This is a genomic window from Patiriisocius marinus (assembly GCF_008974325.1).
Classification (GTDB): Bacteria; Bacteroidota; Bacteroidia; order Flavobacteriales; family Flavobacteriaceae; genus Patiriisocius; species Patiriisocius marinus.
The window spans coordinates 758461-785010 of the sequence record NZ_BKCG01000001.1 but is presented as its reverse complement, the minus strand read 5'-3'; the positions used below and the strand labels follow the sequence as shown (position 1 = coordinate 785010).

Genomic DNA, 26550 nt, shown 5'->3' with positions numbered 1-26550 from the left:
AAAGAGCAGGTATTACCTGCTCTTTTTTTGTTTTATATTTTAGTTATCGCTAGCATACCATTCGGCAAAACTAGTTGCGGTTTCTTGTAGACGTAGTGAATGTAAGTTGATGTTTTGTGGTAAGCGTTGTTTTATTTTTTCGGCAAAATCAATCACCATCATTTCGCTGGTGGGTTGATAGTTTACTAATAAAACTTGATGACCACGGTCACTTAACTCTTTAGCAAGTTCAACGTGCGGAGTGTTTTTATTAAATACTGTAGCGTGGTCAAAAACGTCGACAATTTCTTCTTTTACAATCTTTTTCAGATCGCTAAAATCTATAACCATTCCATATTTTGCATTATCTTTTTCAGAAATAGGAGTTCCTATTACTGTTACGGATAACTTATAACTATGCCCATGTACATTACGGCATTTTCCGTCATAGCCATATAAGGCGTGTCCGGTTTCAAATGAAAATTGTTTGGTGATGCGTATGTTACTCATAGCGCAAAGATAGCTTACTTATCTTTATTTTTTCTACGCTTTTCCATATCCTTGAAATAACGATAGTTTTTATATTTTTTTACAAGAAGTACAATAATGACAATAAGGCCAAGAATCATTATGCCTCCTTGACCGTTGAGGTATTCGAAAAGCTTCATTTGTAGTATTCGCTATGCGATAGTGTTATTAATAATAAAGGTTTGGGTGATTTTTGACGAAAGAAGTTTTAAGTACTTTCAAAACTATCTTATTTTCGATTTTTAAATTTATTGTAAATGACCACAACCACCACTAAAATTGCCAAAATCAAAAATAATCCGGGTCCTCCAATAAACTCTAATACTTCCATAGTTTTTTATTTTATAGGATAATAATATAATTATTTAATGGCTTCAAGAGCTGCTATTTGTTGTGTTTCTGAAACTTTATAGGCATTGTAAATTGCTCTTTTTTCTTCTAGGCTAAATTCTTTTTGTTCAAACCAATCGTGAATAGCAATTTTTTCATTTTCTATTTGAGCTTTTCTAATAACATCAACAGTCATTAAATGCCAATGATTGCTTTTGTCCCTATTTACAGAATAACCTATAGGCTCAATAAAAGATGTTTTTGGTTGATTAATAAGTTTCACTCCATTTTTTAAAACTGCAAGCGTAATTGTTAGTTCTACCACTTCGGAAAAACTGTAGCGCATAAAATCGTCAAAACCTTGTTGCTTGACATTGTACATTTTATCGCCTATTTCAAGTTGTCTCATATCTGAACCCAAATTTCAAAAAAAATATAAGTTTAACAAGTACTTTTTTATAATGTTATCAACGTGGCTATGTGCAGTTTTTTAAACCGATTAGAATGCTGTAAATTAACTATTATTGTATAGAAAAGCCCCAACTTTCGTCGAGGCCTTCAAAACTTAACTTAAAACCAATAAACTTACTTTTTAATAAATCTTGTTGTCGATTTATTTCCTTCTATGTCAATAATGTTAACAAGGTACATTCCACTTGTAAGATCTTCGATATTTAAAATTTCAGAATTTGTAGTTAGTACTTCTTGTCCTAATAAGTTATAAATTACAACTGAAGCGATATCAAATGTTCCTTCAATATTGATTTGAGAAGTTGCTGGGTTTGGGTATAATTTAAATGTAGCTTCATTAAAATTATTTGTCCCTAAAATTTCGTCAACTGTAAGTTCAAAAGAACAACTAGCTGTATTTCCACTAGCATCTGTAACATCAATCTCAATAGTATAAGTACCCACAGCAACCATTGAACCAGGGAGTGGATCTTGCACAACTGAATAAGTACAGTTATCTGATACAGTTGCATCTCCAGTTGCAATATAATCTGGAACTGTAAACATTTCTCCTTGATTAATCATTACTGTTATTGGAGCTGGGCACACAATTGTTGGATCTTCAGCATCTACCACAGTTACTATTGCAGAACAAGTATCTACAGCACCATCATCATCAGTTACTGTTAGAGTTACTGTGTTGTCACCTAGCTCGTTACAAGTAAATGTAGTAACATCAATAGAAAGGGTTATTGTTCCATCAGTATCTAGAGAGCCATTATCAATATCTGCAGCAGTAATAGTTGCATTTCCATTGCTATCTAATGTTGCCGTGAATGCTTGACATTGTGCCGTTGGAGCACTATTTGTATCTATAGATAATAACCAACTAATAGCGTTTGTAATGATTAAAGCACCATCAGAAGTAGTATCCCAAAAGTCATCACGTGCATCAATAGATGGTGGATAGAAATTTAGAAAAGCTCTTTTTACTAATGATGGTCCCATGTCTTCATTAACAATTATTAATGGAGCACCATTTGTATATTCTGCAATTACAGTTGCTCCAGCAGCTATTGTTCCTCCGGTATTATGAAATGAAGCAGTACCACCATCAAACGTATTTACACCACTAAGAGTAGGGTGACTAGGGTTGTTAATAGTTCCAATTCCTAAATTAGCTCCATTAGCTTGTCCAGATACAGAGTATAATTCATATGAAGTGAAGCCTCCAGTAATAGGAACATTAGGAGTAAATGTTGCATCAAGAATAGCACCACCACCATCAGCATATTGAGCTAAAACATTTCCAAACGCTACAGGGTCTGCTGCTCCAGCATCTGTAAAGATAAATACAGCATCATAGTTTTGTAATTCAGCAAGTGTTGGAGTTCCTGCACTTGTTAGAAAAGTATCTGCTTGAAAATCTCCAGAAGATTCAACTTTAAGTTCAACATCTAATAACCAATCTGGATTTCCTGGAGCACCAGCGATTAGCACATTAGCACCTCCAGCAAAAGCAGTCCAATTTAAAGCGTTTGCCATAAGAATATCTCCATCTGAAGTTATATTCCAAAAATCATCACGTGCATCAAATGACGGAGGATAAAAATTTAAGAAAGCAGTTCTAGTTAATGCTGGGCCAACATTTTCTTTAACGATAATTAAAGGAGCTCCAGTTGTGTATTCTGCAACTACAGATGCTCCAGCGGCGATAGTTCCACCAGTGTTATGAAATGAAGCTGTACCACCATCAAATGACGAAACACCATTAAGAGTAGGGTGGCTAGGTTCATATATAGTACCTATTCCAAGATTGGTTCCATTTCCTTGACCAGAATTAGTATATAAGTCATAGGCTGTGAAATTTCCTGTAATAGGAACATTAGCTGTAAATGTAGCATTAACTACTCCACCACCAGCTTCAATATATGATGCAAGATTATTTCCAAGTCCTACAGGATCTAAAGCACTAGCATCTGTAAAAACCAATACAGAATCATATGCCAATAATTGAGCTAATGTTGGTGTAGCACCTGTTGTTAAAAATGTGTCTGCATTAACTAGACCTGTGTTGTCTAATTTAGCTTCAACATCGTCTAGCCAAGCTGGATTTCCAGGAGCTCCTAATACTAGAACAGAAGAAACACTGCTAGTACTTGAGACTACTTTGTTTTGAATTCCTTGATTGGATTGATTGTTTGATAAATTTACTCCTGTGCCTTGGGCAAACATAGAGGTACAAAAAAGTGTTGTAATGAGGTAGAGACCTTTTAGGGTAATAGTTTTCATAATTTAATTTGTTTAGTTAATTTGAGGCAAATATAACGCACTATAAGCTAGTTGTTTGTGAGTTATTTACCCTAAATAATAGGGGTAAACACCCCTTTTTTAAACTTTTGAAAGCTTTAAAAAATTATATGAATCAATTATAACAAATGAATAGTTGAATATACTCTTCCAACTAAAATATGAATGAGATTTATGCGAATTATAGTTTTAGAGTATCTACGTTTAAGTAGTTGAAGGCACCTACTTATTTTTGATTTGAGGAAATTAACGGAATATATTTATTTCTATACTTAATTACTAAAGCAAGACCTCTCCAAGCAACCCAAACAATTAGGGCAGTCCAGATCCCGTATAATTCCCATCCTAAATATTTAGTGATAAATAGAACAGGAACGAATCCTAAAAATGTAGAAGCCAGTAGGACATTACGTAAATAGCCCATTTCCCCTAACCCTTTAAAAATAGAATCTAATGTAAAAGCAATTGCATTGAAGGGTAACGATACTAAGACTAAGAAAAATATACTAGAATAAATACCTAAAACTTTAGGGTCTTTGTTATAAATCCATCCTAATTGTTCGTAGAATATTACTCCAATTATAATGAGACCAGTTGCAACAATTAGATTGTATTTTAAAACTCGTTTAGTCAATTGCCATAGCGAGTTGAAATTATTTTCTCCCATGAGTTTTCCACCTAGAATATTTCCGGCTGCGCCGTAGCCATCCAAAAAGAATGCTGTAAATAACCAAATATTTAAAGCAATAGTATGAGCCGCAACGACTTCTGTTCCTAAACCGGCTGCTTCTCTTGTAGATAAAATTAATGCAACATTTAAAGCAACTGACCTTAAAAATAAATTTGCACTCATAGAAACTAATCTCTTTATTTCGGGATGTAGCGGAAATTTTAATCGGAGAGATACTGCTGTCTTTTTCAATAATAGTACAAGCGATAGTAAGGCCATTACACCTTGTGCAATTAAACTCGCCCAAGCAGCACCAACCACTCCCATTGCTTCTACATAACCATTTAACCCATAAACAAAAAGAAAATCAAGTCCTATATTTACAGCCGCACCTATTGCAGCAATAATCATAGGCCAAAAAGTATTTTGCAAACCTCTGAAAATTCCAAATACTGCAAATGTGAATAACGTTAAAGGAAACCCCCAAACTCTAATATCGTAGTAAGCAATACTAAAATCTAGTATTAAACCTTTAGCATTTAAAAGGGAGAATATTTCTTCTACAAAAAAATATGTGGAGATTAAAACAACAATGCTAATTATTACATTAAAATATACGGCTTGAGCAGGAAAGCTTTTTAAGTCTTCAATTTTACCTGCGCCTAAATTTTGAGAGATAATTGCAGAAATGGCACTTCGAGTTTGTCCTAATATCCATATTAGTGCAGATAAAAAAGCTCCCACAATTCCTACTGATGCTAATGCTTCTGTACCATACCCAGGGATATTTCCCACAACGGCAGCATCTGTACTAGATAAAACAGGCTCAGCAATACCTGCTATTATTGCTGGAATTGCTAATTGTTGAATACGTTTAAAGGAGATATCAGTAGCTGTCATTGGTGTTGCAAAGCTACACTTTGAAAAATTAATTATAGCTTAATAAAACCATTATTGACTTCTGAATTCTATTATAATATTAGCTCATAACAGTAAAATGGAGCCTCACTTTGTTTTGGAAAATAAATAGTTCCCAAACGTTTGTAACTACGTTTTTCATAAAATTTTTGATTAGCAGTATTTAAACTAAAGGTGTCTAGCCTAAGGGATGTAGCTTTTTGTTGCTTAGCGAAATTTTCAGCAAAATCCATCAACTGCTTTGCGTGTCCTTTTCGTTGGTTTTTTGGGTGTATAGCTAAACGATGAATGTAGTAGTTAAGACCATCCTCAGTTAGCCAATCAATTTCATTGTATTCGTTATCTTTAATTGTAGAAATAGTTATACAACCTATTAAAGTTTCGGCTTTGCCTAATTCTTCATCAGCTACAAGTACATAGAGTTCATTATTTTTTAAATCGGTTTCAAATGCTGCTTTATTTGGGTAGTATTCATTCCATTGATAGATGTTTTGTTCAATCAAGCTCTTTGCACAAGCACGAGTAATTGTAATAATTTTATCAATTTCTGAAGGTTTCGCATTGCGTATCATTTATATAAACTAATTTTGTAGCAGTTTAAAGATAGTTATTTGATATGAAAAATATTTTAGTTCCAGTTGGTTCGTCAAAAAGTGCAGTTAGTAATTTACAATATGCTATTGACCTTGCGAAAGAGGTAGATGCAAATGTGTATGTGATTTCGATTTTTAAAGAAGTCTCTAAAGTAGGTGGTCTCACTAAGGTAAACGCTATCATGAAAGAGGATTCACAAAACCGTATTGCTGAGGTTATGGCGGCTGTGGACACTAAAGATGTTACTGTTGTATCGCACCCAATTAAAGGGGATGTTGTTGAGGGAGTAAAACGTTTTAACAAACATATACCCGTAGATTTAATGGTGATTTCGCCACGTAGCAATAGTGTTCGTGATGAGGTTTATTTAGGTAAGACTTCTGGTAAATTAATTAAAAACACAAATGTACCTGTACTTGTTGTGCCAGAAGGGGAAGTATTTTCGATTCCAAAATATGTAATGATGGCTTTTAAAAATGGCCAATTTAAAAAGAAAAGTAATCTTGAACCATTGACAACTTTAGTAGAAAAGTTTAATATGGATTTAAATATTCTTCACGTAGAAACACCTCAAAGTACTCCTGAAATGTTAGAGGTGAGTAATAAGCTTCTAAAAATTAAAAAGTCTTATTTGAAAACTGAGAATGCAACTACATTCCAAGGAATTGTAGAACATTTTCAACAAATGAATCCAGATATGATTTGCGTTGTACGTCGTAAAAGAGGTTTCTTTAATAAATTATGGGAGAAGAATGTAATCCTTAAAGAAGAATTTTATACTTCAAAGCCACTTCTTGTATTAGGAGTTCAGGATAAATAATATTTTAACAGCGAATACGCTATTATATAAAAAGAGGACAAACCAATAAGTATTGATTTGTCCTCTTTTCTTTTTCGATAAACCTCTATTACTTTTTAATAAAGGAGATTGTTTTATGAACCACTTCTTTTAAATGATTTGGAAGTACATTTTCGTTCCAAGGATGGCTGGCGCCAAACACGTGATTTGAGTTATTGATAATAACCAATTCACTATTCTTATTCCAATTGTGAAGATTCTGTGCTTCTTTAATTTTTACGGAAAAGTCATTGTCTCCATGAATTATTAACCAAGGTTTATCAATTGCTTTAGCTGCTCTACTTATTGTAAGTTGGTCTTCGTTGTCGATAAAGTTTGTGTAAAACTGCCAGTCGTGTGGCATTTGTTGATTTGTTCTGCCATTCTTCACATAAAACCTTCCGGTTTTTTTCCATTGTTGAAACATCTCTGTTCCTTTATTGAATCTTGACTTATAATCACTAACTCCAGCCCAAGTAATAACCTTTGAAATTCGTGAGTCTTCTTCGGCTTTTATAAGTGCGATACCACCTCCACGGCTGTGGCCTATTACTGAAATGTTTTTAATATTAGCTTCGCCTTCGTATTTTTTAGAAGTTCTTAAAAAGGTAATAACTCTATCTAAATCTTCTAGTTCTAGTGAGTAGTTGTTTTTAGCGAAAGCTTCTAAATCATTAAATTTTTCTGGATTTTTTAGTGTTGCGCCATTGTGCGAAAAATTAAATTTTACAAAAAAGCATCCAGCTTCAGCAAATGACTTGGCTACTAGATCCCAAGCTCCCCAGTCTTTAAAACCTTTATATCCGTGACAAAATAATACGATAGGTTTTGGTATTTGAGTTTCAGTATAAAAACAATCGAATAGAATGGGTTTAAGGCCTTCCTTTAAAACATTATTTTTAGTTATTATCATATTTCTTTTTCTATAAAGGGTATTTCAGGATTGCATATTTCGGCAATTAATAAAATTAACTGTTTTTTAAATTTTGTTAGTACATCGGTTGATATCAGCGTGTCAATTTTACCCCTAGAAGATGCTTTTGTTCCAAAAGGAATAAAGCCACTTTTTAAGTTTTTGAATGATATTATTCCTGCAGTAGCATTTTCGAATTCTTGTTTGTTAAAGTACATCGATGCGTAAGCTAATACTTGATATGCTTTACTTTGGTCATAAGTGTCATTTAGCGATTCCCACTCTGTAATAGTCACGTTTTTTTGATCTACTTTACCTGTCTTGTAATCTATGATTCTCAATTGGCCGTTATACAAATCTACACGGTCAACAGTTCCTCCTAGTTTTACTGGGTACCCTAAATGTGGAACATCGAGGGCTATTTCCATACGTTGCTCTAGTTGTACTATTTTAATAGATTGACCGTTAGTAAGTTCTTGTATTTCAAAGTTGATGAAATTAGCGATGTATTGTTTCGCAACTTCGAAAATTAACAGGTTTTTACCTTTACTAAAATCTCCACCATTAAATTCATTTTTAAACTGTTTAATTACCTCTTTTTCAATTAATTTCTTTGTTGATTTTAGCCCTTCAATAGTTAGAAATTTGTTTATGAATGGTTGATATAGGTTTTCAAGTGCGTTGTGAACAATGGTTCCCATGGTATTAGCGGCAACGGTTTCCTCAACCTCATCAAGATCTTTAATTTCTAATACCTTTCGGTAGTAAAAATCAATTGGATTTCTCACATAGGATGTTAATGATGAAGGAGAAAACCCATTTCTTGCAATTTCTTTTAATCTCTCTAAAACCGCGGGTGACTTTTCATAAGTTTTTAAAGTAGTAGGTTTTAGTTTAATTTCAGGAGCAAGCACTGAGTAAGAATAGTTATGTCCTTTGCAGGGAGCAGTTTCTAGTTGTGTTATAAATCTACTTTTTTCTCCGGTATTTAATCCTTCAGACTGTGTATTGTAAAGCAGAGTTATGTTTTTTGCTCTTTGAATGAGATGTGTAAAGTGGTAGGTATATATAGCGTCTTTCTCAGTATAACGAGGCAGTTTGTATTGTGATTTCAAATCATAGGTGATAAATGAAGCGTTTGATTTACCCGCAGGAAGCGTTCCTTCGTTTACTGAGGTGATGATAATATTTTCGAAATCTAAGACTCTCGACTCTAGCACCCCCATAATTTGTAAACCTTGGTAGGCATCACCTTGATAATCTAGTGTAGTACTATCTATTAATTCGGAGTATAAAGATGTAACTGTTTTAAGGCTTTCTAAATATGCATATCGTTCTTGCAAAGCCGAAATTTTAATGAATATAGTATGTACTTCAAATAAAGCTAAGGACTGTAATTCACTAATCTCTTTAATATTTTTAGCGATATCAATTATTTGAACACAAGATGAAATTGCCTCATTATTTGTTTTCCAAGGTCTAAAACAAAGTTTCAATATTTCTTTTGAGCTTTCATCTGCCTTTTTAAGAAGTTCCGTTACATCTAAGTGGGTTGTATTGTCTTTGTGTAATGACGTAATAATAGTTTGTGACGCTGGAATTAATAAAGAAGCCAAAGGGTGTCTTAAAAGTCCTATAACATCTTTATAGTAGTAGTGTGGTAGTTTTTTACTTTGAACTTCTAGTAAGAGTTCAAAAAATCTAGCCGCTGGAGTATGTTTTAAAGGGACTCCCATCGTAATATTTACATTTTCTATATTGGGAGGTAATGAGTGTAATAGTGGAATGAGTAATGATTCATCAGCTAATACAATAGCAGTCTTGTCTAATATTTCTTTACTTGAATTTGCTAAAATATCTCCAACATGTTTTAGTTGGTCGATATTTTTTTGAGCAGAAACTATATTTATGTTTTTAGGTTTTTCAAATGTATTACCTACAAAATTGAATGGATGCTCTTTATAATGTTTCCAGTCCTTTCTATAAGCTCTAAGAAACATGCTTGCACTGTGTTGGTAATCATCTAAAAAGTATGCATCTATATCCCAAATAATCTCATTATTTTCATTTTCTAATAGTTCCTGAACAATAGTTTGTTCAGCAGTATTTAATGCATTGAAACCTATAAATACATGTTTTTTACTGGGACTTGCCTCTAAATAATGTTCAACATCTTCAGCAGCTTTTCTATAAACCAATCCTTGATACCCTAAATCATCCTTTAAAAGAGATGAGCTCAAACAATTATAAAACTCGTTTAAACTATTCCAAAATGACAAGTAGTTTTTTATTAATTCTGTTTTTTCATCTTTTACATACCAGTGATTTATTTCTTGTATGTCTCCTAAATAATTGAAAAATGGAGTAGTATCTAGAAGGTATCTATCTATTTCATTGAAGTCTCCCAAAAGTGTACTTGCCCAGCCACTATAGCTTTCAAATGATTCTTTTTCTTGAATACTATCGATGGTTAGATATGCTTCATAACTTTTAAATAGAAGCGATGTATTATCGACAATTTTTAAATTAGCAATCTGTTCAATGAACGTTTCAATACTAATTATTTTAGGAGCTAAAAATGTAGTGTCAGCTTTTTGCTTAAGATAATTCTTAATAAAACCTCCAGCTCTTTTACTAGGAAGAATTAACGTAAGATCAGCTAGATCTTCGTGCTTGTTTTTTAGGTGTTTGAGAGTTTCCTCGAGAAAAGATATCATAACCTAAAAATAAAAAAAGCCTCCTTAATAAGGAGGCTTTTCTAAATATATATTTGAAGTGCTTATTTTCTTAAAGAAATTTCAACACGTCTGTTTTGTTGTCTTCCAGCTTTCGTTTTATTGTCAGCGATTGGACGACTTTCACCGTAACCAATTGAAGATAATCTGTTAGCAGACATTCCAATTGTAGTTAAGTAAGTTCTTACAGATGCAGCTCTGTTATTAGATAATTTGTTATTAGTAGCTTCGCTACCTTGGCTATCTGTATGACCTTCAATTAAGAAAGAAGCATCAGGATATTCTTTCATAATATCAGCGATATTTTGAAGTACTCCGTAAGACTCTTGACGGATAGTAGATTTTCCTGTATCGAATAAAATAGTTTTAGAGTAATCATTTAATTGCTTGATGATTTCAACAGTAACTTGAGGAGCAGCTTCTGGACAACCATTGTTGCTAGCAACACCTACTTCATTAGGACATTTATCATCTTTGTCTAATATACCATCACCATCAGTGTCTGCCCAAGGACAACCATTGTTAGCTTTAGGACCAGCTTCGTTAGGACAAGCATCATCAGCATCAGTGATACCATCACCGTCAGCATCTGGACAACCATTCATTGAAGCAAGACCTGCGATTGTAGGACAAGCATCTTGTGGATCAGCAATACCATCACCATCAGTATCAGGACAACCGTTGAATTCAGCAACACCAGGAGTGTTAGGACAAGCATCTTGTCTGTCTTCGATTCCATCTAAATCTGTATCAGGACAACCATTAAATTGAGCTAAACCTGGAGTTTCAGGACATTCATCATTAACATCGTATACTCCGTCACCGTCAGTATCTTTTCCACCAAACTTAAATAATACACCTGCAGAATGTTGGAAGTGCTTTACTCCGTAATCTTCGAATGCGTGCTTGTAAGTAGACTGTAAGTTGAAAGCTAAGTTTTCAGCTAACCAAAATTTAACACCAGCAATTCCGTTTGCAGTACCAAATCCTATGTCATCAATCCAAGTATAACCCCCACCAATACCGATAGAAGGATCAAACCATCCACCAGGACCGTTGATTAAATCTCTTAAGCTATATGTAATTTGACCATCTAAGCCGTAGTAAGTTAATTCTGTACCGCTGTAAAGTGCACTACCAGCAACAGCTACACCGTTTACATCTACAGCATCTGTAGCAATTTCTTGAGCTGGAACATCACCGAACTTTTCAATTCTGTTAATTGTACCTACACCTGTAAAAGAGAAACCACTACCAATGTAGCGTCCAACAGATAATTTAGACACTGAAGGAAGAATGTTCCAGTGGTCATTTACGTTAAAATATTCCTCAAAAAGCTCTCCGTTTTGAAGGTCTGAAGAATTTTGGCCGTCTCTAAGACCTGTAGGGAATGTATCAACTGCGTTGATACCTACCTCGATAGCCCAAGGGTTGTTCTCGTCTTGAGCATTGGCTACGCCCACTACTAGAAATACTAGGGCAGCAACTAAAATACTGTTAAGATGTTTCATATTCGATTGTTTAATTTTTAAGTGTTAATTGAAGCAAAAGTAAGTTGTTAAAGTTTATTAACAAAAGCAAATCTATTAAAATTTTATTAAATACAAAGGCTGACGCCAATTATATACTACTAAGTTACTTAAATAACTTCTAGTTTCTTACCTACTTTTATAAATGCATTTATAGCTTTATCTAAGTGTTCTTTCGTATGGGCAGCAGAAAGTTGCACTCTAATACGAGCTTTATCCTTAGGTACTACTGGATAAAAGAATCCAATTACATAGATACCCTCCTTAAGTAATTCGTTAGCCATATTTTGTGATAACTTAGCATCATATAGCATAACGGGTACAATTGCCGAGTCACCATCAACAATATCAAAGCCTGCATCTTTCATACCTTTTTTGAAATATGCTGTGTTTTCTTCTAATTGATCTCTTAGCGTTGTATCTGTATCTAACATTTCAAAAACTTTAATAGAAGCACCAACTATAGCTGGAGCTAAAGAATTTGAAAATAAATAAGGTCTAGAACGTTGACGTAAAAGCTCAACTATTTCTTTTTTACCTGTTGTATAACCTCCCATAGCACCACCAAGTGCTTTTCCAAGAGTTCCAGTAATAATGTCTATGCGACCCATTACACGCTTTTCTTCTAATGTCCCTCTTCCTGTTTCACCTATAAATCCTGCTGCGTGACACTCATCTATCATCACTAAAGCATCATACTTATCAGCTAAATCACATATTTCATCTAGAGAGGCAACAATACCATCCATTGAGAATACGCCGTCAGTAACAATAATTTTAAAACGAGCTCCATTAGCATTAGCAGCAATTAATTGCTCTTCTAATTCAGCCATATTGTTATTTGCATATCTATATCTTGCAGCTTTACAAAGTCTAACTCCGTCAATAATAGAAGCGTGGTTTAAAGAGTCACTAATTATTGCATCTTCTTTACCTAATAATGGTTCAAAAACGCCTCCATTAGCATCAAATGCAGCGGCATATAATATAGTGTCCTCAGTTTGGTAATAATTTGCTATTTTTTCTTCAAGTTCTTTATGAATGTCTTGTGTTCCACAAATAAACCTAACAGATGACATACCAAAACCATGTGTGTCCATAGCGTCCTTTGCAGCTTGAATAACATCTGGATGTGAAGACAATCCTAAATAGTTGTTTGCACAAAAATTTATAACTGTTTCTCCAGTGTTAATAGTAATTTCAGCTCCTTGAGGAGATGTAATAATACGTTCACTTTTAAAGAGTCCGTTGTCTTTAATTTCTTGTATTTCTTTCTGTAGATGTTCTTGTATCTTTCCGTACATAGTGGTAGTTATAATTTTTATAAAGGTCAAATTTATACTTTATTCACAACAATTTCTTCGTTTGTGTAAATCAATATTTTCTCTTCTATTTTATAGCCTATTTCTATTAAGGCATTAGCGTAGCCATTTATTTGATCTTCATGATCGTAGCTAGGCACTCCTGTTTTATAATCAACAATAGTGATGCTTTTGTTTTCTTCTGAAATATTCAATCGATCAGGCCTTAGGACAAAACCTTCTTTAGTAATAATATCACGCTCATTTTCTACAGTTGTTGTAGTTTCGAATAAATGAGATATGTCTTTATGAGTCATCACTTGGTTTACGGCATTTTCTAAAGCCGTAATTCTTTCTTCAGGTATTGTGGCGCTTCGTCTCATCTTTTCAAAAATAAGTTTTTCGTCTCCATGATATTTAATAAGTTCCATAGTATCGTGAAATAAATTACCTTCGTTGATGGCATCTTGTGCAACTGTTCCCCATAGTTGAGCAGGACTTGTTATTATATGTAGTCCATGTGTTGAGGGTTCACTAGATATAAATTTTGGGTGAATTGCCTCAAGGGTATTTTCCTTTGACAATTTTTGTTTCTCTTTAAAATTTCCGAAGGAATATTCACTTTTACTTTCTTGCCATAAGTCGTTTTCTACTAAAAATAGTTTAAATAATTGACTGTATGATGTGGGGTGATCTTTAAAATTACTAGGAGTTTCTGTTAAGATGTATAATTGCTCAACTGCTCGAGTAAGGGTAACGTATAGCAAATTGAAATTGTCGAGTTCTAAAGTGTTGCGGTGGGTTTGATACATCTGCTCACCTTCTTCTCCCATTTGCTCAAGTTTACTGCTATATGGCACTAATGTTTCGTCAAAAACGGTACTCAAATCATCTGGTACACTCACCCATTTTGATGCGTGTCTGTCTTCGTATAGTTTAATTTCGGCAAAAGGGAAAATCACTACAGGAAACTCAAGTCCTTTAGATTTATGAATTGTCATAAACTTCACACCGTTGGTACCTTCACCCATAGCAACAGAGGCTTTTTCTCTTTTTTGTTCCCAGTAATCTAGAAAGCCTTGCTTATCTGCTAATGGTTTTTGTTCATATTCGAATACGAAATCCATAAATCCATATAGGTATGCATCTGCAACCGACTCTAAGTTATAAGCGCAAACAAGATATTCTATACTTTCGTATAATGACCGTTCGTTAATTTTCTTTTCTGAAATATGAATATTAAAATCACTTAGTCCATTAGTAAAATTACTCATATCTCCAGCAAGTAAACGTTTGAAAAAGGTGTACTTTTCTTCTAAAATATTAAGATGGTCGTGTAAAAAGTCAAGTAACTGTACTTTAGTTTCTGAATCATCTGGCTGAATTGTTAACTTAATTGTGTTAACCAAACATTGAACAAAAGGAGAGTTTTGAAGCAATAACGTTTCGTTCGAAATTACATTTATTCCGTGATCCATTAGTGCTTTGCTAAGAAGCACACCTTCGCTTTTACGTCTTGTAAGCACACAAATGTCGCTGTAGTTGAAACCATTTAAACAAAGTTTTTCTACAGTTTCTATAATTTTAGTAGCATATTGTGCGCCGCGATCTTCTTTTTTCTTCTCGTCAAAAAAGGAAAGTTCTACAAATCCTTCATGAGTAGCGACTTTTTCTTGTTCGTTTCCTGTAATATATAATGACTCGTGACTTGGATTGCCAAAATATTTTGCAGCATAAGTAAAAAATTTATTGTTAAAGTTTACGATTTCGGCAAAACTTCTAAAGTTTTTAGGGAGGTTTTCAATTTCAGCAGTATGTGTTGGGAAAATAGTTTCTCCTTCAATTAAGCTTAAAAACTGTTCAGGATCTCCACCTCTCCAGCGATATATAGATTGCTTTACATCACCAACTAAAAGTAGAGAGCCATCTTTTTTTAAGGCACTTTGTGAAAGTGTATTGTCAATTAATGGCACTAAATTTTGCCATTGCATTTGCGATGTGTCTTGAAATTCATCAATGAAAAAATGTTTGTATCGTTCCCCTAAACGTTCATAAATAAATGGCGCGGGTTGGTTTTTAATTTCATCGTGTATTAAAGCATTAAATTGAAGTATTGGAATAATGTTTTGACTCTCTTTAATATGTTCAATTTCCTGTGCAACTAAATGAATGACACTTAATGGTGTTAAGTTTTTTAGTACCATAGTTAAAAATTGAATTTGGATTACAATTTCTTTGGACGCTTGAACTAGCTCTATAAATACAGGTACATTTTCATCTATAATTGCCGCTTCATTTGGATTGGATTTTAAAAATGTTCCAGTGTACATAGGTTTTTCTCCCATGTTGTTAATCCAAGCGGCATTGTAATCAATTACGCCATATTCACCTTGAGTTAGTCTATTAATAAAGGTAATAAATGAACCTCGACTAAAGCTTTTTTCATTTAAACTATGTGTTTCGAGAATTGATTTTGTGTGCTCAATTTTTTTAAGAATAACAGATTCTAATTGTGCCTTCTTTTTTTGTATGTCTTTTTTAAAATCTCTGAAATCTTTAAGAGATTTTCCCTTAAGTTTTTCAAGATGTGGTGTTTCAGTTTCTTTAGTTAGTAAGTTTGCAGTGTCGAGAATATCCTTTGTAATGTCCCAGGATTTATCGTCATCTGCTTTTTCCATAGCATATTCTATCAGTATTTTAGTGATTTCCTCATCTTCTCCAATTTTACTAATTAGGCTATCAACTGCTTCAGATAAAAGTGCATTACTGTCTAATTCAACTTCAAAATTTGACGGTAGATTTAAATCTCGTGCAAACGTTCTAATTAATCTGTGGTTAAAACTATCAATAGTTTCTACACTAAATGCGGCATAATTATGCAGGAGTGTTTTTAAAATAGCTCTACTATGTTTTTGAATAGAAGGGATGTCCCGCTTTAAAATTTCGGCTATATCTAGCATCATTTGTGGTGGGTGGGCAATAGCTTCGTCTGCAGAAAAATCAACTAAGCTTTCTACAATTCGCTCTTTCATCTCATTTACTGCTTTGTTAGTAAAGGTAAGTGCGAGCAAGCTATTAAAATAGTCGTTTTTGTCGCGTTGTAATAAGAGGGTTAAATATTCGCGAACAAGGGTATATGTTTTACCACTTCCGGCAGCGGCATCATAAATAAGAAATGGAGCAGAGGTTTTCAATAGTAAGATTTTGCACTAAATTAGTCAAAACCTAGCGTATAAGCTAAAGCAATAGCGCTATAAAAATCTTATAAATATTATAACACTTTTAAGCCTATAGATTTATTAACTTTGAAGTTGCAAATAAGTATTAACTCTAAAACCAAAATATTATGGCTTTTGAATTACCGAAATTACCATACGCATATGATGCGCTTGAACCAAATATAGATGCTAGAACAATGGAAATCCACCATACTAAGCATCACAATGGATATACTACAAAGCTAAATGCAGCTATTGAAGGAACAGATAATGAAGGAAAAACTATTGAAAATATCTTAGGAAACTTAGATATGGACAATAAAGCTGTTAGAAATAACGGAGGTGGTTTTTATAATCACTCACTTTTTTGGGAGATAATGTCTCCAAATGGTGGCGGTGAACCAAGTGGTGAACTTGCTGATGCAATTAAAAGTTCATTTGGAAGTTTTTCTGATTTTAAAGAGAAATTCTCTAACGCAGCTAAAGGTCAATTTGGATCTGGTTGGGCTTTTTTATGTGTACAAAAAGACGGAACTTTAGACATATGTGGATGTCCTAATCAAGACAACCCACTTATGCCAGGTGTAGGTTGTGGAGGAACTCCTATTTTAGGTCTTGATGTTTGGGAACATGCATATTACTTAAACTACCAAAACAGACGCCCGGATTACGTTGAGTCATTTTTCAATGTAATTAATTGGGAAGAAGTAGGGTCTCGTTTTTTGAAAAATAAATAAGATTCTTTATTGCCTAGGCAACGAGTACAAATTTAAAACCCTCAAGCTATTTAAATAGTTTGAGGGTTTTTTAATCTGAAATTTTAATATTTTAGTATTGCCAAAATATCATTAATTTTAGTGATGATCTAGTGTTAGCGATTCCGAGAATTTTGCGCATAAAAAAAGACAAACAAGTTGTTCGTCTTTTTTTGCCCCAAATCTACCATGAACTTAACCTACTTATGCTATGGTATAGTTCAAATATAATATAAAGGTATTTTCTAAAAAGTATGTTTTAGATAAAGAGTGTTTATATTCGTTTAAGTGTAAAAGTGTTTTCGTTTACAGCTGGATTGGACAAGATTATGCGTAAAAATTAACATAATTATATCTTAAAATATTAATTTACAGTTAGCTAGCGAGCAATAAAAAAGATGGGGAGCCCCATCTTTTTTATTATATAACATTTTAAAATAATCTCCAATAATAAGTTTTTATTAATAAGCTCTTTCAGGATTTCCTTCGTAAAAGTTAACGTATGCTTTGTTTACAACTCTGTTACCACCTTTGGTAGGATAGTCTCCGGTAAAATACCAATCTCCTAAATTATCAGGGCAAGCCTTATGTAAATCTGCCACACTTTGGAAAATTAATTTCACTTTAGTTTTTACAGTTGGCTCAGTAATTATTTCAGCAATTTTGTCTGAAATCTCTTCATCTGTAAATGGAGCGTAAAGTTCTTTAACGTGGTTTACAACTTCAGAATCATCAAGTTCTAATTGTTTTACACACTTATGATAAATTTCTTCAATTATTTGATCTGTACCTCGTTCTTTATGTAGTTCTAAAGCAGCATTAAAAGCTACTAAAGCTTCTAAGCGTGCCATGTCGATACCGTAGCAGTCTGGATATCTAATTTGTGGTGCAGATGATACTACTACAATTTGTTTAGGCTTAAGCCTGTCCATCATTTTAATAATACTTTTCTTTAGAGTGGTACCTCTAACAATACTATCATCTATAATTACAAGGTTGTCTGTAGGTTTTACAACACCATAAGTGACATCATATACGTGAGCTACTAAATCATCTCTACTACTGTCGTCTGTAATAAAAGTACGGAGTTTAACATCTTTAATTGCTATTTTCTCTGTACGTATTTTATGAGCCTGTATTTCTGCTAAACGTTCTGGAGTTAAATTTCCGGCTTCTTTTAAAATAGCTTCGTTTTTTTGTTTGTTCAGCTCATTTTGAGCTGCATCTAGCATTCCGTAGAATGATGTTTCGGCAGTGTTAGGGATAAATGAGAAGACACTATTTTCAGTATCGTGATCAATTTCCTTTAAAACTTTAGGCATTATTAATCTTCCTAACTCTTTTCGTTCTTGGTATATTTCGGCATCGCTTCCTCTAGAGAAATAGATACGCTCAAAAGAGCAAGATTTACGTTCTAAAGGCTCAAGAATTTCTTGCATTTTCATAGAACCATCCTTCTTCATTAGTAAAGCGTGACCAGGATCAATTTCTTTTACATCTTCAAATTTCACATTGAAAACTGTCTGGATTACCGGGCGTTCACTTGCTACTACTATAACTTCGTCATCTTTATAATAATATGCAGGTCTAATTCCGGCAGGATCGCGAAGTACAAATGCATCACCGTGTCCTAATAGGCCAGCCATAGCATAACCACCATCCCAGTTTTTAGCAGATTTCTTTAAAATTTTAGCCATATCAAGCTTTTCAGCAATAAAAGGAGAAGCTTCTTGCTTTGTCATCCCTTTTTTCTTTGCTTGCTTGTATAGTTTAGCAACATCTCTATCTAAGAAATGTCCTATTTTTTCCATTACAGTAATCGTGTCTGCCTTTTCCTTTGGGTGCATCCCTAAATGGATAAGGTTGTCGAACAGCTCTGTAGTATTTGTCATATTGAAATTACCAGCAATAATTAAATTACGGTGCATCCAGTTATTTTGACGTAAAAAAGGGTGAACAGTTTCAACACTATTTCCTCCAAAAGTTCCATAGCGTACGTGGCCTAAAAACAACTCGCCTATATATGGAATGTGCTTTTTTTGTGCAGCAACATCGTCTTTTAGTTCTGGATTATTTGTTATTTCGGTATTGATGCGCTCATTGATCTGAGCAAAAATATCTTGTATTGGTTGTGACTTATTTGAGCGTACACGACTTATATATCTATCACCAGGATCTACATCGAGTTTAATGCTGGCAAAACCGGCACCGTCTTGACCACGGTTGTGTTGCTTTTCCATCATTAGGTACATTTTATTAACACCATAAAAGGCTGTACCATATTTTTCTTTATAATATTCTAAAGGTTTTAATAGTCGAACTAGGGCAATTCCACATTCGTGTTTTAAAGCATCACTCATAGCGGTTATTTAGCTAAGGATTATTTTAATAAAAATTTAAACTAAAAACGCCCCGAAAAGTCAGGGCGCATATTTATGATAATTCTATATCGTATTGTGTCAGGCTCTTAAATTGCTCTAAGCGCTCTCGAACTTCAGTGTCATTTAAATCTTGCATTCTTTCTGTACCAAATTTTTCAACACAGAAACTAGCTAAGCAGGAGCCATACACAATAGCGCGTTTCATATTTTCAAAACTATAGTCACCACTTTTTGCTAGATATCCAGTAAAACCTCCAGCAAAAGTATCACCAGCTCCAGTTGGATCAAAAACTTCAGCTAATGGAAGTGCCGGTGCGTAGAACATTTCATCTTTATGAAAAATTAGCGCTCCGTGCTCTCCTTTTTTAATAACCACATATTGTGGTCCCATTTCCATAATTTTTTTCGATGCATTAACTAACGAATATTCACCAGAAAGTTGGCGAGCCTCTTCGTCGTTAATTGTAATAACGTCAACTTTGGCAATAACCTTTTTTAGATCGTCTAAAGCGATGTCCATCCAGAAGTTCATAGTATCAAGTACGACTAGTTTTGGATCGTTCATTTGGTTAATTACGCCCATTTGCACCATAGGGTGTAAATTTCCTAGCATAACAACTTCAGCATCTTTATAGGCTTGTGGGACTACTGGGTTAAATGTTTCTAATACATTCAGTTCAGTAATTAAAGTGTCTCTAGTGTTCATATCGTTATGATATTTACCACTCCAGAAAAACGTTTTTCCGTCTGTTACAATTTCTAAACCTTCCACATCCATCTTTTTAGATGAAAGCATGTCAATATATTCTTGAGGGAAATCACCACCAACTACACTTACTATTGCGCCATCAACATCAAAGTTAGAGGCTGATAAACCTATATATGTAGCAGCACCACCAAGTATTTTATCTGTTTTTCCAAAAGGAGTTTCAATGGCATCGAAAGCGACGGTTCCTACAATTACTAATTTGCTCATATTTTTTGCCCGAAAACACGGGGATTTTAAAGCCCGTTTACACGGAAATTTTATTGTTTTAAAGGACTGCAAATCTAAGGAAATAAATATGATTTTATTCCATTAGCTTTTTGAAAAAAATGCGCTTTTGGTGAGATAAAAAATAAGATACCTTTGTATGCACCAAATTTACTTATTTTGAAAACTAAATCCTACCATAGTTTATTGATAGTCATTTTGTTAACTATTCCTGTTTGTATAAAAGCACAAGAGGAAACCCCATTAACATTTCATCATAAAACCTATACTAAAGGAGGTTCAATAGTTGTTGGAAATACCATTTTAGGGAAACATAAGTCGAAGTCTTTTGATCATGAAAAAACCAGCAACGATGTTGTTGATATGGTCTACGTAGACGTTGATAACGAGTCTAGTACCTTTAGTTCAAGTAGCGCAGAAATTAATTTACCAAAAGGTACAACACGTATTTTATATGCTGAATTGTATTGGAGTGGATTATACCCCGCCGAAAAATCAACCATGCGCATGGGAGCTCGACGAGCAATTTATAAGAAAAAAGGAGGAAGAGAAGCGGCTGTAAATGAAATAAAAGTAAAATGGGGAGATGCTCCATACATAGACATTAAAGGGGATATTGTTTTTGATGCTAAGGGAAAAAGCACATTTAAAAGAGATTCGCCTTATGTGTGCAGAGCAAATATTACAAACTATTTAAATGATGCTAATTTAAACTCCGGAAATTTTACTGCGGCAAATATTCGTGCAGTTCGAGGTAAACTAGAAGGAGGAAGCGCAGCAGGCTGGCACTTATATATGATATACGAAAACCCCAATAATTCGCCTAAATATTTTACTACGTTCGATGGTTTTAGACAAGTAGCAAAAGACCCTGTAGAAATTACTTTCAATGATTTCAAAACCAAAACTCAAGGACAGATAGAATCTACTTTAGTGATGGCAACGTTAGAAGGTGATACAAATATTAAAAACGACCAATTTGCCTTCTACAGTGCTAAAGAGGACAAATATGTAACGTTGCAGACGCCAAACCGAGATAATACTAACTTTTTTAATAGTTCCATTACCATAAATTCTGAAATGTTCTTAAACCGAACTCCGGCAAGTACAAACACCTTAGGATTCGACTTGCTTAAAATGAAATTAGATGATGGTCTAATTGCTAATAATGCCGAAGAAGCACGCATACGATTTAAAAGTAAAGCAGATAGGTTCTATGTTTATTTCACCGCATTTGAAACTGAGATAGAAGAAACTTTAATGCTTAAAAAAAATCCTGAAGCAATAGCAACGGTTAATAATATCCCTGCTGAAAATATACAAGTAAAGGATATAGAAGCTTTAGTAATTAAAGAAGTTATGCCAAGAGTTGAAAAAGAAGAACTTGTTGCTGATGCTACATTTGTTAATGACGAGCATAAAATTGAAGCTCCAGTAAAAGTGGTGGAAACTACACTAAAAGTTGAATCGCCTGAAAGGGTATATATTAAAAGTACTCCAGTAGTAAGCAATGCAGTGCCTAAAAAAGTTAAAAAGAAATCACGAATAAAAAAACTAACAGTTAGGGGCGTAGATTCAGGGTATTATTTAATTACAAATGTTTTTTCGAAAGAGAAATATGCTTCAAATTGGACCCAAAAATTGTTAGATGAGGGTTATGCCCCTGAGCGATTTGTAAATCCTAGAAACGGATGGATTTATATCTATCTTATGAAAACCGATGATCTTGCTGAGATAAAAAAAGAGCGAAATAGATTAAGAACTAAAGAGCTATTTAAGGAAGCGTGGATAGGAGGAATAAACAGATAAACTTATTTCCTGCCAAAATCGGCTGGTATTTCACCCCATGCTTTTGTTTCCCATTTTAAATAAAGTCTCAAACAAAAAACCGCCGTTTCTGAATTTATCGAAACGGCGGTCTTAAAATGTATGTTTTAGATATTCAAAGTTACATAAGCATGTTTGTCGAACCCATCATACGGAACGCCATCCATGTCATAAGTTTGTATCTCCACATCATTAATGAAAAGTCTAAAGAAACTTTTGTCACTCTCATTTAAACCTCCTTTAAATTTGAGCGTATCAAGAGTGCCGTCAGGATATTTTAAGTATGCATAGTAATCTTCAATAGTTAAATTGTTTTCATCTAAACGACTGAGGGAAATGCTATATGTGTCATAACTTTCCGTACAATTACCTGGGCACTCTGGGCCGTAAATATCTAGTTTGCTTATATCTGATAAATATTCTACTTTTCCGAGACCAGTCCATAAAATCTCTCCATTTGGAGGTACTAGTTCTCCATTTTCTAATACAAGAGTAGAGGAAATTTCAATACTATTATCATCAGGGATTGCGCCATCTTGATTTAAAATACTAAATGATAATCTACCATTTAAAAAATACCCGTCATTAGTTTCATTGTCGTCTTTATTACAACTCAAAATTATAGTTGCAAAAAGAAAAATATAAATTGCATTTTTCATAGTTTCTATTTTTTAATGATTAGTTTTTTAAAGAAATTCATGTTTTTGCTTCTAAATTTAAAAATGTATATACCTTCTTTCCAGTTAGAGGTGTCAATTTCTTTATTTTGATATATCTCATCATTATTTCTAACGACAACTCCATTAATATCATAAATTTCTAGAGTATAGTTGTCGTTATTGTCAATATTAATATTTACACTATAATTTGCGGGATTGGGAAATAAAAAAGTACTTGTTTCTAAATTTTTATTATTTAATGATGTTCTATCGTCATTGCCACCATTGTCAACGCATGGAGGGTCTCCTGGTCCAGGGTTATAGATGTCAACAGTATAACCTGCGCTAGTATTGAAATTACAATAATTAGTAATGTTAACGGTAACGTTAGATTGATAACTAGGGTCTGGAGCAATTTCAATGACCGCGCTATTGGTTCCTTGTCCAAAAATAATTGTTCCACTGCTTACTGTCCAGTTGTAGGTAGCGCCACTAAGATATTGAGTGGAATAGGTGTGATTAGTGTTTGGACAGACATCAGTTACTCCGTCAACTTCTATTAAGTAGATACCCTCAATAGTTTTCTTAGTCTCTTTATGCCCACAGTTGGTATTAACGCTTACATAACCATTATTGTTATTATTTGCTTGTACAGTGATAGTATTAGTTCCTTGACCACTTAATATAGTGTAATTAGATGAAGTACTCCAAGAAAAAGCAGTAACATTTTGACTACTTATTGCTTGATAAGTAGCTGTGCTTCCTGAACATAAAAAATCATTCCCTGTAATATTAATTGTAGGATGATTTGGGTTCATTAAGTTAATGTAAAGTAACATTTTACCTATTTGCAATGGAGACAAAGTATTCAAACATGCCTGCGGAGCCTGTCCCATGATATTAGCAACCTCTGGCACCCAAACTTGGTTCCAATTATCGGTATGATTCGCCGTATATAAACATCCGCTGGTTTGACCAAATAAATTAGGGTCTGCCGGCGTATCACATAAAAAATCACCATTTACATTACATTTTAGTTCATTATAAGTCCATACACATCCCGCCCCCTGTCTTTTAGTACGACTTACAGATTCCTGATGACAATCACCACAACCGCCATTATCAGTATGACTTGTTGACCTTCCTGGGTAATGTGTATGAAATAAACCGAAAGCGTGACCAATTTCGTGTGACAAAATGGGTGTTTTATCAGCATTAGTCAAACCGCTATCTCTTAATGCCAATGAATACTTATTACTGCTTAAGGGGCTAAACGGAAAATTCGCTTTTCCTGCCCAATCATTGCCACTACTTACATTACTGTCAATTACAAAGTGAATATTAAGAGCATTTTCCATGCGATTTGTAGTAGTATAATCAGAGTGATATTGGTCTCCATTATTAGCATACTGGCTATTATTTATTTCAGTTATATCACATAAAAGATAAAAATGAATATTTGTAAACGACAATAATTGATTTACACCATTTATGATCTGTGTAACATTGTTTTGTGTAAGATTGCCAGACCCATTGTCATTCCTATATATCCATGCTTTTATTGGAACTTTAGTAATTTTAGGGATTGCGGCTTTCTTTTGTTGCCTTCCAATATCACCGATATATTGTCCTGCGTCATCTAGGTTATAAAGATAGTCCGATGGTATTTCATAGCCATGTTCATTTAAAATATCAATAAGTGCCTCACTATTTAAGTAAGACAAATCATTTAGATATGCATTTTCTATAGGTTCTGAGTTACAACTAACGCGTTCTTGTGCAATTACATTGGTTTTAGAAAACAAGAGGAGCACTAAGATTATTAATGAAAAGGCTGTAACCGGGGGGGGGGGTAAATTTTTTCATAAAATTAAGTGTTTAAGATTATGGGGAGCATAGCTAAACTACAAATAAATAGTAATCCAACTATACTAAATTATATAATTAACATATTGTAGTGTTGTAATTTAGATATAGACGAGATTATTTTCTGCCAAAATCGGCTGGTATTTCTCCCCATGCTTTAGTTTCCCATTTCACTATGTTTGTTTGGTAACTATTAGTTTTTAGCCAAGACTCCGCACGTTTTACAAGTTCAAGTAATTCTTTGTTTTCTGGTGTCCAAGTTACTTTAGAATTACACGTTTTCTTCTTTACCCAACCCATGGCAATACGGGAGTCAGTATAAAGTATGCGATCACTGTTGTGTTTTTTTAAAAATGCTAAACCGTGTACTAAGGCTAAAAACTCTCCTATATTATTAGTTCCTCTTTTAAAAGGACCTTGATGGAACAATTGTTTTTTAGTTTGTGTATCAACGCCCCTGTACTCCATTATCCCTGGGTTACCACTAGATGCAGCATCAACTGAAATAGAATACATATTAGGGTCTCCATATGCTGCTTTTTCTGCAGCGGTGAGCATTTTCTTCTTTTTTGAAGTGCCTTTACCTTTATAGTCCTTATAATTTTTATTAAAAGCTATTTTGGCTTCTTTTAGGCTTAAAAAACTCATGTACTGTGCGCCTGCAATACCTTTAATTGCTTTCTGGCATTTAGACCATTTATCGTAAATTCCTGCAGGATTTCCAAACCAGACTACATAGTATTTTTGTTTTTTATTACTCATTATTACTCTTCGGTCAATAGTTCTTCAATAATTTTTGGGAGCCATTCGTATTCTAGTTCATGAACTAAAGAGGCAACATCTTCTGCAGTGTCTAAAAACGTAACTGGAGTTGCTGCTTGGAATATTATTGCACCTTCGTCGTAGTTTTCGTTGACAAAATGAATGGTAATTCCTGTTTCTGTCTCTTTATTTGCTACTACTGCTTCGTGAACATGGTGTCCGTACATCCCTTTTCCACCATATTTTGGTAAAAGTGCTGGGTGAATGTTAATCACTTTGTTTGGGAATGCTTCAATAATATGCTGCGGAAATTTTAAGAGAAAACCAGCAAGCACAATTAAATCAGGCTTAAGTGATTTTAATGTTGCGAGCACACCTTCGGGGTTTAAAATTTCGGCTTTGCTAAATGATGCTGCTTCTATTTGTAGGGCTTTGGCACGCTCTAATACTTTGGCATCCTTCTTGTTAGATAGGACATAGATAACCTCAGCAATTTCTTTGTGCTGAAAGTATTTTATCACGTTTTGAGTATTGGTACCGCTACCCGAAGCAAAAATTACTATACGCTTCTTCATAAAAAAGGCTCTGAGATTTCTAAGAGTTATTCAAATAATAAAAACAAAAGTAAGGCAAAGGGTTTTGACTCTGACTAAAAATGTTTAAATTGAATTCACATTTTATTTTTTAAATGGTGTTTTAAGTTAAAATATTTTATTTTTGCCACTTAATTAAATTTTAAAAACAAAAATTATGTCAGACATTGCATCAAGAGTAAAAGCTATCATCGTAGACAAATTAGGTGTAGACGAGAACGAAGTAGTGAACGAAGCAAGCTTCACTAACGACTTAGGCGCAGACTCACTAGATACAGTAGAGCTTATTATGGAATTTGAAAAAGAATTTGATATTCAAATACCAGACGATCAAGCAGAAAATATTGCGACCGTAGGTCAAGCAGTTTCATATATTGAAGAAAATAAATAAGAAAACTTA

Annotated in this window: 20 protein-coding genes; 4 read left to right on the top strand and 16 right to left on the bottom strand. The window is 33.8% G+C overall.

Features of this window, described 5'->3' with window-relative positions; all coding sequences use genetic code 11:
• Positions 1–39: 39 nt before the first annotated feature.
• From GBH57_RS03425 to GBH57_RS03405, 5 genes are all read right to left on the bottom strand, one after another.
• Positions 40–489 carry a 6-pyruvoyl trahydropterin synthase family protein gene (locus GBH57_RS03425; protein WP_151672649.1) on the bottom strand — a complete coding sequence of 150 codons (450 nt, stop codon included), beginning with the start codon at positions 487–489 and terminating at the stop codon, positions 40–42.
• A gap of 379 nt (positions 490–868) precedes the next feature.
• Positions 869–1246, bottom strand: a complete 378-nt coding sequence (locus GBH57_RS03420) for a pyruvate kinase (protein ID WP_151672648.1) — start codon at positions 1244–1246, stop codon at positions 869–871.
• Between the two features lie 176 nt (positions 1247–1422).
• A complete protein-coding gene (locus GBH57_RS03415) occupies positions 1423–3579 on the bottom strand; it encodes a T9SS type A sorting domain-containing protein (protein ID WP_151672647.1) in 2157 nt (718 codons plus the stop codon).
• 244 nt (positions 3580–3823) lie between these two features.
• Positions 3824–5167 (bottom strand): MATE family efflux transporter, encoded by a 1344-nt coding sequence (locus GBH57_RS03410; protein WP_151672646.1) that lies wholly within the window; start codon positions 5165–5167, stop codon positions 3824–3826.
• 71 nt (positions 5168–5238) lie between these two features.
• Positions 5239–5757 (bottom strand): GNAT family N-acetyltransferase, encoded by a 519-nt coding sequence (locus tag GBH57_RS03405; RefSeq protein WP_151672645.1) that lies wholly within the window; start codon positions 5755–5757, stop codon positions 5239–5241.
• A 44-nt stretch (positions 5758–5801) separates the two neighbouring features.
• On the opposite strand from GBH57_RS03405, the gene GBH57_RS03400 reads away from it, so the two are divergent.
• Positions 5802–6599: a universal stress protein gene (locus GBH57_RS03400; protein WP_151672644.1), complete on the top strand. Its 798-nt coding sequence runs from the start codon at positions 5802–5804 to the stop codon at positions 6597–6599.
• An 88-nt stretch (positions 6600–6687) separates the two neighbouring features.
• Here GBH57_RS03400 and GBH57_RS03395 read toward each other — a convergent pair whose 3' ends face one another.
• From GBH57_RS03395 to GBH57_RS03375, 5 genes are all read right to left on the bottom strand, one after another.
• Positions 6688–7530: an alpha/beta hydrolase family protein gene (locus GBH57_RS03395; protein WP_151672643.1), complete on the bottom strand. Its 843-nt coding sequence runs from the start codon at positions 7528–7530 to the stop codon at positions 6688–6690.
• Positions 7527–10247 (bottom strand): PD-(D/E)XK nuclease family protein, encoded by a 2721-nt coding sequence (locus tag GBH57_RS03390; RefSeq protein WP_151672642.1) that lies wholly within the window; start codon positions 10245–10247, stop codon positions 7527–7529. The genes GBH57_RS03395 and GBH57_RS03390 overlap by 4 nt, the downstream gene beginning before the upstream one ends.
• A 62-nt stretch (positions 10248–10309) precedes the next feature.
• On the bottom strand, positions 10310–11776 hold the full coding sequence (locus tag GBH57_RS03385) for an OmpA family protein (protein WP_151672641.1): 1467 nt from the start codon (positions 11774–11776) through the stop codon (positions 10310–10312).
• 128 nt (positions 11777–11904) lie between these two features.
• A complete protein-coding gene (gene kbl / locus GBH57_RS03380; RefSeq protein ID WP_151672640.1) occupies positions 11905–13098 on the bottom strand; it encodes a glycine C-acetyltransferase in 1194 nt (397 codons plus the stop codon).
• Between the two features lie 32 nt (positions 13099–13130).
• The gene (locus GBH57_RS03375) at positions 13131–16289 is read right to left on the bottom strand and encodes a UvrD-helicase domain-containing protein (protein ID WP_151672639.1); all 3159 of its coding nucleotides are present in this window, start codon (positions 16287–16289) and stop codon (positions 13131–13133) included.
• Between the two features lie 152 nt (positions 16290–16441).
• On the opposite strand from GBH57_RS03375, the gene GBH57_RS03370 reads away from it, so the two are divergent.
• Positions 16442–17050, top strand: coding sequence for a superoxide dismutase (locus GBH57_RS03370; protein WP_151672638.1), 609 nt, complete (start codon positions 16442–16444; stop codon positions 17048–17050).
• A gap of 479 nt (positions 17051–17529) precedes the next feature.
• Here the strand turns inward: GBH57_RS03370 and GBH57_RS03365 are convergent, their stop codons facing one another.
• Positions 17530–19428: an amidophosphoribosyltransferase gene (locus tag GBH57_RS03365; protein WP_151672637.1), complete on the bottom strand. Its 1899-nt coding sequence runs from the start codon at positions 19426–19428 to the stop codon at positions 17530–17532.
• A gap of 73 nt (positions 19429–19501) precedes the next feature.
• The gene (locus GBH57_RS03360; RefSeq protein WP_151672636.1) at positions 19502–20425 is read right to left on the bottom strand and encodes a PfkB family carbohydrate kinase; all 924 of its coding nucleotides are present in this window, start codon (positions 20423–20425) and stop codon (positions 19502–19504) included.
• Positions 20426–20602: 177 nt separating this feature from the next.
• Between GBH57_RS03360 and GBH57_RS03355 the strand changes: the two genes are divergently transcribed.
• Positions 20603–22252 (top strand): hypothetical protein, encoded by a 1650-nt coding sequence (locus tag GBH57_RS03355; protein ID WP_151672635.1) that lies wholly within the window; start codon positions 20603–20605, stop codon positions 22250–22252.
• Positions 22253–22377: 125 nt separating this feature from the next.
• Here GBH57_RS03355 and GBH57_RS03350 read toward each other — a convergent pair whose 3' ends face one another.
• The 4 genes from GBH57_RS03350 to purN all read right to left on the bottom strand — a co-directional run bounded on the left by GBH57_RS03350 (position 22378) and on the right by purN (position 26132).
• On the bottom strand, positions 22378–22929 hold the full coding sequence (locus GBH57_RS03350) for a hypothetical protein (protein ID WP_151672634.1): 552 nt from the start codon (positions 22927–22929) through the stop codon (positions 22378–22380).
• 5 nt (positions 22930–22934) lie between these two features.
• The gene (locus GBH57_RS03345; protein ID WP_151672633.1) at positions 22935–24734 is read right to left on the bottom strand and encodes a PKD-like domain-containing protein; all 1800 of its coding nucleotides are present in this window, start codon (positions 24732–24734) and stop codon (positions 22935–22937) included.
• A gap of 178 nt (positions 24735–24912) precedes the next feature.
• Positions 24913–25557: a ribonuclease H1 domain-containing protein gene (locus tag GBH57_RS03340; protein ID WP_151672632.1), complete on the bottom strand. Its 645-nt coding sequence runs from the start codon at positions 25555–25557 to the stop codon at positions 24913–24915.
• A 2-nt stretch (positions 25558–25559) separates the two neighbouring features.
• Positions 25560–26132: a phosphoribosylglycinamide formyltransferase gene (gene purN / locus GBH57_RS03335; RefSeq protein ID WP_151672631.1), complete on the bottom strand. Its 573-nt coding sequence runs from the start codon at positions 26130–26132 to the stop codon at positions 25560–25562.
• Positions 26133–26307: 175 nt separating this feature from the next.
• Between purN and GBH57_RS03330 the strand changes: the two genes are divergently transcribed.
• On the top strand, positions 26308–26541 hold the full coding sequence (locus GBH57_RS03330) for an acyl carrier protein (RefSeq protein ID WP_151672630.1): 234 nt from the start codon (positions 26308–26310) through the stop codon (positions 26539–26541).
• Positions 26542–26550 lie beyond the last annotated feature (9 nt).

What these genes read in the sequence shown, in the direction of transcription:
- GBH57_RS03370 (WP_151672638.1), top strand. Translation starts at nt 16,442, where the DNA reads ATGGCTTTTGAATTACCGAAATTACCATACGCATATGATGCGCTTGAA.
- GBH57_RS03425 (WP_151672649.1), bottom strand. Translation starts at nt 489, where the DNA reads ATGAGTAACATACGCATCACCAAACAATTTTCATTTGAAACCGGACAC.
- GBH57_RS03415 (WP_151672647.1), bottom strand. Translation starts at nt 3,579, where the DNA reads ATGAAAACTATTACCCTAAAAGGTCTCTACCTCATTACAACACTTTTT.
- GBH57_RS03395 (WP_151672643.1), bottom strand. Translation starts at nt 7,530, where the DNA reads ATGATAATAACTAAAAATAATGTTTTAAAGGAAGGCCTTAAACCCATT.
- GBH57_RS03340 (WP_151672632.1), bottom strand. Translation starts at nt 25,557, where the DNA reads ATGAGTAATAAAAAACAAAAATACTATGTAGTCTGGTTTGGAAATCCT.
- GBH57_RS03330 (WP_151672630.1), top strand. Translation starts at nt 26,308, where the DNA reads ATGTCAGACATTGCATCAAGAGTAAAAGCTATCATCGTAGACAAATTA.
- GBH57_RS03350 (WP_151672634.1), bottom strand. Translation starts at nt 22,929, where the DNA reads ATGAAAAATGCAATTTATATTTTTCTTTTTGCAACTATAATTTTGAGT.
- kbl (WP_151672640.1), bottom strand. Translation starts at nt 13,098, where the DNA reads ATGTACGGAAAGATACAAGAACATCTACAGAAAGAAATACAAGAAATT.
- GBH57_RS03400 (WP_151672644.1), top strand. Translation starts at nt 5,802, where the DNA reads ATGAAAAATATTTTAGTTCCAGTTGGTTCGTCAAAAAGTGCAGTTAGT.
- GBH57_RS03420 (WP_151672648.1), bottom strand. Translation starts at nt 1,246, where the DNA reads ATGAGACAACTTGAAATAGGCGATAAAATGTACAATGTCAAGCAACAA.
- GBH57_RS03405 (WP_151672645.1), bottom strand. Translation starts at nt 5,757, where the DNA reads ATGATACGCAATGCGAAACCTTCAGAAATTGATAAAATTATTACAATT.
- purN (WP_151672631.1), bottom strand. Translation starts at nt 26,132, where the DNA reads ATGAAGAAGCGTATAGTAATTTTTGCTTCGGGTAGCGGTACCAATACT.
- GBH57_RS03410 (WP_151672646.1), bottom strand. Translation starts at nt 5,167, where the DNA reads ATGACAGCTACTGATATCTCCTTTAAACGTATTCAACAATTAGCAATT.
- GBH57_RS03385 (WP_151672641.1), bottom strand. Translation starts at nt 11,776, where the DNA reads ATGAAACATCTTAACAGTATTTTAGTTGCTGCCCTAGTATTTCTAGTA.
- GBH57_RS03365 (WP_151672637.1), bottom strand. Translation starts at nt 19,428, where the DNA reads ATGAGTGATGCTTTAAAACACGAATGTGGAATTGCCCTAGTTCGACTA.
- GBH57_RS03390 (WP_151672642.1), bottom strand. Translation starts at nt 10,247, where the DNA reads ATGATATCTTTTCTCGAGGAAACTCTCAAACACCTAAAAAACAAGCAC.
- GBH57_RS03360 (WP_151672636.1), bottom strand. Translation starts at nt 20,425, where the DNA reads ATGAGCAAATTAGTAATTGTAGGAACCGTCGCTTTCGATGCCATTGAA.